This window comes from Peptoclostridium sp. AF21-18, assembly GCF_003478825.1.
In the GTDB taxonomy this organism is placed as follows: domain Bacteria; phylum Bacillota; class Clostridia; order Peptostreptococcales; family Peptostreptococcaceae; genus Peptacetobacter.
Map to the genome: position 1 here is coordinate 192,715 of NZ_QUGE01000002.1, position 6,048 is coordinate 198,762.

The following is a 6,048-nucleotide window of genomic DNA, read 5'->3' on the forward strand; positions in this document are numbered from 1 at the left end:
TTACTCCTTTCTCAATCCAAAATGTAGTAGTCCTGCAATTATAGTTCCAATAATTGCAAACAAAGAGTATATAGCTCCCCACATAACCATTGACATAATATCTAAATGCTCTACTCCTCTTAAAAATCCTATTCCATTGATTATAAAGTTACTTATTACAATGATACAAGGTATTGTATATGCAGCTTTCCAACGGAATAAATAATACCCAAAAACTCCTATTATTGGCATAATAAATGAATTTAGAAACATTTCTTCACTAGCTGTCAAACTAAGACCAAAGAAAATACCAAATATAATTATCATACCTAAATATTTATTTATTTTCTTTTCAACCTTTTTAGCTACTTTATCTATGTTTATTGATTGAGGGTTTATTATTTGAGAATTCTTATTATCTTCTGTTATATTTTTGTTATTTGTATACATTTCATCATATATTTTTTTACAACTTTCACACTCTGAAATATGCTTCTTAACAGCATTTTCACTATCTTCACTCGCCACACCATCTTGAACAAGTGGCATCAAATCCATACAAATATCACAAGTAATTTTAGTCATTTTTAAATCCCTCCTTCTCCAATATTTTCTTTAGTTTGTTTTTTGTTCTAAAGAACACTACTCTAGCTGAGCTTTCAGAAATATTGCATATTGCTGCAATTTCAACGTATGAGTATCCATCTATTCTCATATTGAATATTTTTCTGCTAAGTTCTGATTCTGATTTAAGTATTTCTGATATAGTTCGTTTTAATTCTTTATAGAATATTTCTTCATTTATATTTTCCAATGAATTATTTTTATTTCCTGTTATATTTTGATTGATTTCTGAAAAATTATAGTCATATAAATTGTGTAAACTCTCTGCTTTTATTTGAGTTGATTTTTTTCTTAAATATGTATACCATTTGTGTCTTGCAATTGAGAATAGCCATGTTTTTATGTCCGATTCTCCTCTAAATGTAGCTATTGATTTTACCACTTCGACGAATACTTCTGATGTTATTTCTTCTGAAACGGAAGTATCTCGACAAAGGCTGTATATGTATTTGTAGATGTCTTTGTAGTATTGGTTGAATAGTTCTTGGATAAGCTCTTTCATCGGGATTCCTCCTTTCATTAGATTAGTCGTTTTGTAAGTGGTTTTTGTTACAAGATTTTAGAAATTTTTTGTTTTTTATTTAATATTAGCACAATGTTAATAAAGTTAGTAAAATTATATTTTCTATTTTTTTCACAAAAAAAGTGTGTAGCTAGAAAACTAACTACACACTATATTTCTTATTATTTATTTAATTACCTTTTTTGTGAATAGAATACTTATTAATGTTTTTAGTATTTGTATTAATGCTGCACATCCTATAAGTGGGCTCATAAGATAAAATGCTGTATACGTATCTTTTGAATTTAGCATTGTAAATCCACAGTACAATGCTGTCATTATTAATGTAACAACAATCATAGATATTTTTACATTTTTCTTTTTAGCAAAGTATAAAGCTATTGTTATTACCGCTAATAAAATAACTACTCCCACAGCTGTCATTTTCATACTTTGTAGATTAACATATTGCTCTTCTATCATCATATTTTTGTACATAACAAATCTAGCCATACCCATTTTTCTAGGTGTAAAATAGTTTACAAGATACGCCCCTACTAAAAATGCTATTTCTAATAAATTTACTATCCAATATATTACTTTCTTCATTATTATTTCGCTGCCTTATCGTTTGATAATTCTCCAACAGTTGTATGCACGCAATCATCACTAGCAGGATCTCCTACCTGAACAGGATTGCTGTCATCCATCTGCCATTCATTCCATCCACCATCGAATACAGTCATGTTTGTCATACCATTTTCATAGCATATTAACCATGGTACACAAGCTCTCCAACCAGTTCCACAGTAGAATGAAAGTTCATTATCAGCTGAGAAATCACATTCATTCCATAATTCTTTCATCTGTTCCATATTTATACAAGTTCCATCTTCATTTACATATCTATCTGTATCAAATCCCCAAACTGCACCTTCTGGTTCACCCGCTTTATTTATATATGCATATCCACTAGTTTTTCCTAGGAATTCATCCTCGCTTCTTATACTTACTAATTTAAAGTTTTCATCTTTTAATTTTTCTTTAGTATCTTCTATAGATAAGCAATATTCTGGATGAGCTGGTACTTTTGTTCCAAAGTCTTCAGCTTTTTTAGCTTCAACTACATCTGTTTCTGTTTTATATCCAGCTTTTTCCCACGCTTCTATTCCACCATTTAACATTTTTACATTTTCAACACCTGCCCAAAGGTATGTAAATGCAACTCTTCCTGCTGCAGAAGGATCACCATAAAGTATAACTGTAGTATCTTTTGTTATACCATTTTCTAGCATGCTCTTTTCTATTTTTTCTGGAGATAGGATATTCCATACCGGTCCCTCTTCTACACTATCTGTATTTATATGTATAGCACCAGGTATATGACCTTTTGTATAACTTGGACTATCTTTATAAGTTCCCCAAGATACCTCACCTATAACATAGTTTTCAGATTCTTTCTGGTTTCCGTCTATAACACTCTGAACCCATTCAGGTGTTACAAATACAGTTTTAGTATCAACTGCTTCAGCTGTTACTTTTTCTGTATTAGTATCAGCTTCTTTAGGTTCTTCTTTTGATGAGCAACCAGTAAGCACACCAAGAGATAATACTGCTGTTAGTAAAAGACTAACTAATTTCTTATTCATAGTATAACCCTCCTATTATTATTAATTTTTCATTTTTATTTTAACAATGTTAATTTTTTGCGTCAAATATTAAATCTCTATATTTTTAACACTTTCTATAGTTTTTTTCAATATTATCATAGTTAATCTTTATAATCATTATCAATTATATATTATCTCATCTACTCTTTATTGTACTTTATTAAAACTACTTAAATACATAATTATTCTACTAACATTTTATTTTTTCATAAAAAAAGTGTGTAGCCATAAAAGTGACTACACACTCTAAATTCTCTAATTATAACATTTTTGCTCTTAATTCTTCATTTGATAATGGATGTAAGTAACTTGGAGCTACATCAAATGGAGTTTTGCAACCTTTCATGCCTTCCTGATTCATACGGTATGCTGCTCTAGCATAAGCAACTAGCACACTTGAAGTAAACTCTGGGTTAGAATCAAGCTGTAAGCTGTATTCTATAACATGTTTGTTTTCATTTTCCCATCCAGTTGTACCACTGTATATTACAAATCCACCATGAGGTATTCCACCATGTTCTCTCTGAAGTGTTTCTTCATCTATGAAATGTACAGTTGTATCATATTCATCGAAGTAGTTAGGCATTGTAACTATTTCTTCTCTTATTCTATCTAAGTCAGCGCCTTCTTCTGCTACAGCAAATACTTCTCTTGTATGTTTCTGACGAGTAGTTAGTGTTGGATTAGATCCACTTCTAACTGCATCTAATGCTTCTGGTACAGGTATTGTGTACTGTCTAGCATCTTTTATACCTTCAACACGTCTTACTGCATCACTATGTCCCTGGCTAACACCTTTTCCCCAGAATGTATATGCTTCCCCTTCTGGTAATATTGCACTAGCATAAACACGATTTAGTGAGAACATACCTGGATCCCATCCAGTAGATATCACTGCTATTTTATTTGATTCTTTACATTCTGCATCAACTGCTGCAAAATGTTCTGGTATTCTTGCATGTGTGTCAAAACTATCAACTACATTGAAATATTTAGCAAATTCTTTAGTCTGTTCTGGTAAATCTTTTGCACTTCCTCCGCATAATACCATAACATCTATATCGTCTTTCATATTTACTGCATCTTCCATTTTATATACAGGAATATTTGCATCATGTGGATGTATACTGCTAGGATCTCTTCTTGAGAATATCCCTACTATTTCCATATCTTTTGTTTTACTTACGGCTGATTCTACACCTCTCCCAAGGTTTCCGTAACCAACTATTCCAACTCTTATCATAGTTAAACCTCCATCGTTTATAAAATATAGTATAATAATATCATTAATTCTTTTTGTTTGTATATATATTTTTTAAAAATTTTGAAATTACTTCAAGTAATTTTTTTATTTTTTGTGCAAATATCTAATACCTTTTATTTTATTTTTTCAAACATATAAAAAGACAACTAATATTTTTAATCAGTTGTCTTTACAATTTATTTTATATATTTATTATCTATATTTTATTTTCTTCTTTTTAAATCTTCTTCTATATCTTTTTTCCATACACTTCCAATTTCCTCATCGCAACATCTCATCATTTTAACAGCATCAGAAACTGCCTCATAATTTAATTCTATTCCCCTCTCATCACAACAAAACTCAACCGCATAATCTTCTTCAATTCCAAGATTCTTAGCCTCACCTATTGCATCTATATTTGCTCCTAAGAAAAGAAACTCCCACTTACTTTCCTCTTTAGCTCTTTCAATTAATCTTTTTACATCATGGTATCTGTATTTTTCACTGGCATTTTCAAGTCCATCTGTTATAATAATGAAAATAGTTTTTTCAGGAATATCTTTTTTTCTTGCATATTTATGAATATTTCTTATATGCTTTATCGAATCTCCAACAGCGTCCAAAAGTGCTGTGCAACTCATACAAACATATTCCTCTTCTGTAAGCTCTTTTACTTCTTTTATATCAACTCTATCTAATACCACATCACTCTTTTCATTAAAAAATATAGCAGATACAAGAGCATCTCCCTCTTCTTTTTTCTGTTTCTTTATAAGTGAATTAAACCCACCTATTGTATCACTCTCTAGCCCACTCATAGATCCAGATTTATCAATTATAAATACTAATTCTGTCAAATTTTTCATACCATTATCTCCCTTTTATATTTTTTATCTATATTCACAGTATAGAATATTCCAAAATACAAATGGTCGCACGGTAGGTGACAATTAAAAATTAATCTATATATTATAATTCTAACAAACTATTCCATAAATATAATAAGGTATTTTTTAAATTTAACATCCTATTAAATTTTCTCCAAAATCATATAAAATATCATTTACTTCTAATACATCATATATTTTATTTTCTATACAATACTCAATTATAATATCAAATCTACTACTATGAGTTAGCTTATACCCAGCCTTCCCAATAAAAGCCTCTGTTTCATCCAAATCTAATTCAAAAGCTAGTGCAAATGAAATTGCAGTTATTTTGCTAGGCCTATAATCTGGATTATTCTTTATCTTTGAAAAATGTTTTCTATCTATATTCGCTTTTCTATAAACATCTGATGTCTTAAGATTTCTTTTTTCTATAATAGAAAGAAGCTCCTCAGAAAAAGACTTCTCTAACTGTTGCTCCAAATCATACTCAGATATTTTTCTTCTACGCTTCAGAAAATCTGGTACCTCGCAAACTTTTACATCCTCATTAATTTGCAAACACTTTTCCTCTAATGGCAAAGAAGATATACTAGCATCATTAAATAATATTTCTTGATCTATATATCTATCTTTTATATATCTATTAATCTCATTAAAAAGTTTACTACTTATTCTCTTATTCATATAATCACCTTCAAACTAAATAAAATCATTTCTAATTACATTTTATATATAATAAAGAAAATAATCAAAAGTTTTATCATATAAAGAGGATTTTTTGATAAAAATATAGAAATTCTTATTAAAAGAATTAAGGAGGGATATACTATGCTAAACAAAAGAATATCTCCACAAAAAATATATAGTCCAATACTACTAACTTGGAACAGAATAAAAGACAACGACGAAGAATTTGATGATGATGAATTCGACGACGAATACTACGATGAATTCAATGACGATGAAGATTACTTTGAAGATGAAGACGATAACTTCGATTACTTTGACGACTAAAATTAAATAAAATGTTATTAGCCTAGGCTAATAACATATCAAGTAGGGGCTAACTTGTAGCCCCTCTACACCACGGAGCGTGCCGTTCGGCACTCCGCGGTTCAATTTCATATAATAATC

General features: G+C 29.7%; 8 protein-coding genes. 1 reads left to right on the plus strand and 7 read right to left on the minus strand.

The genetic code is table 11. The features are described from left to right. The 7 genes from DWX74_RS02270 to DWX74_RS02300 all read right to left on the minus strand — a co-directional run bounded on the left by DWX74_RS02270 (window position 1) and on the right by DWX74_RS02300 (window position 5,598). On the minus strand, window positions 1-564 hold the full coding sequence (locus DWX74_RS02270) for a zf-HC2 domain-containing protein (protein WP_118548512.1): 564 nt from the start codon (window positions 562-564) through the stop codon (window positions 1-3). Beyond that, the gene (locus DWX74_RS02275) at window positions 557-1,105 is read right to left on the minus strand and encodes an RNA polymerase sigma factor (protein ID WP_158573220.1); all 549 of its coding nucleotides are present in this window, start codon (window positions 1,103-1,105) and stop codon (window positions 557-559) included. The genes DWX74_RS02270 and DWX74_RS02275 overlap by 8 nt, the downstream gene beginning before the upstream one ends. Before the next feature lie 186 nt (window positions 1,106-1,291). Further along, on the minus strand, window positions 1,292-1,714 hold the full coding sequence (locus tag DWX74_RS02280; protein WP_118548514.1) for a hypothetical protein: 423 nt from the start codon (window positions 1,712-1,714) through the stop codon (window positions 1,292-1,294). A 2-nt stretch (window positions 1,715-1,716) separates the two neighbouring features. Then, window positions 1,717-2,754 carry a sulfurtransferase gene (locus tag DWX74_RS02285; protein WP_118548515.1) on the minus strand — a complete coding sequence of 346 codons (1,038 nt, stop codon included), beginning with the start codon at window positions 2,752-2,754 and terminating at the stop codon, window positions 1,717-1,719. 280 nt (window positions 2,755-3,034) lie between these two features. Further along, entirely contained in the window at window positions 3,035-4,018 is a 984-nt protein-coding gene (locus tag DWX74_RS02290; protein ID WP_118548516.1) for a diaminopimelate dehydrogenase, read from the minus strand. Between the two features lie 224 nt (window positions 4,019-4,242). Next, on the minus strand, window positions 4,243-4,887 hold the full coding sequence (locus DWX74_RS02295; RefSeq protein ID WP_118548517.1) for a vWA domain-containing protein: 645 nt from the start codon (window positions 4,885-4,887) through the stop codon (window positions 4,243-4,245). 153 nt (window positions 4,888-5,040) lie between these two features. Beyond that, window positions 5,041-5,598, minus strand: a complete 558-nt coding sequence (locus DWX74_RS02300) for a hypothetical protein (protein WP_118548518.1) — start codon at window positions 5,596-5,598, stop codon at window positions 5,041-5,043. A gap of 144 nt (window positions 5,599-5,742) precedes the next feature. On the opposite strand from DWX74_RS02300, the gene DWX74_RS02305 reads away from it, so the two are divergent. Further along, window positions 5,743-5,928, plus strand: coding sequence for a hypothetical protein (locus DWX74_RS02305; RefSeq protein ID WP_118548519.1), 186 nt, complete (start codon window positions 5,743-5,745; stop codon window positions 5,926-5,928). The last annotated feature ends 120 nt before the right edge of the window (window positions 5,929-6,048 follow it).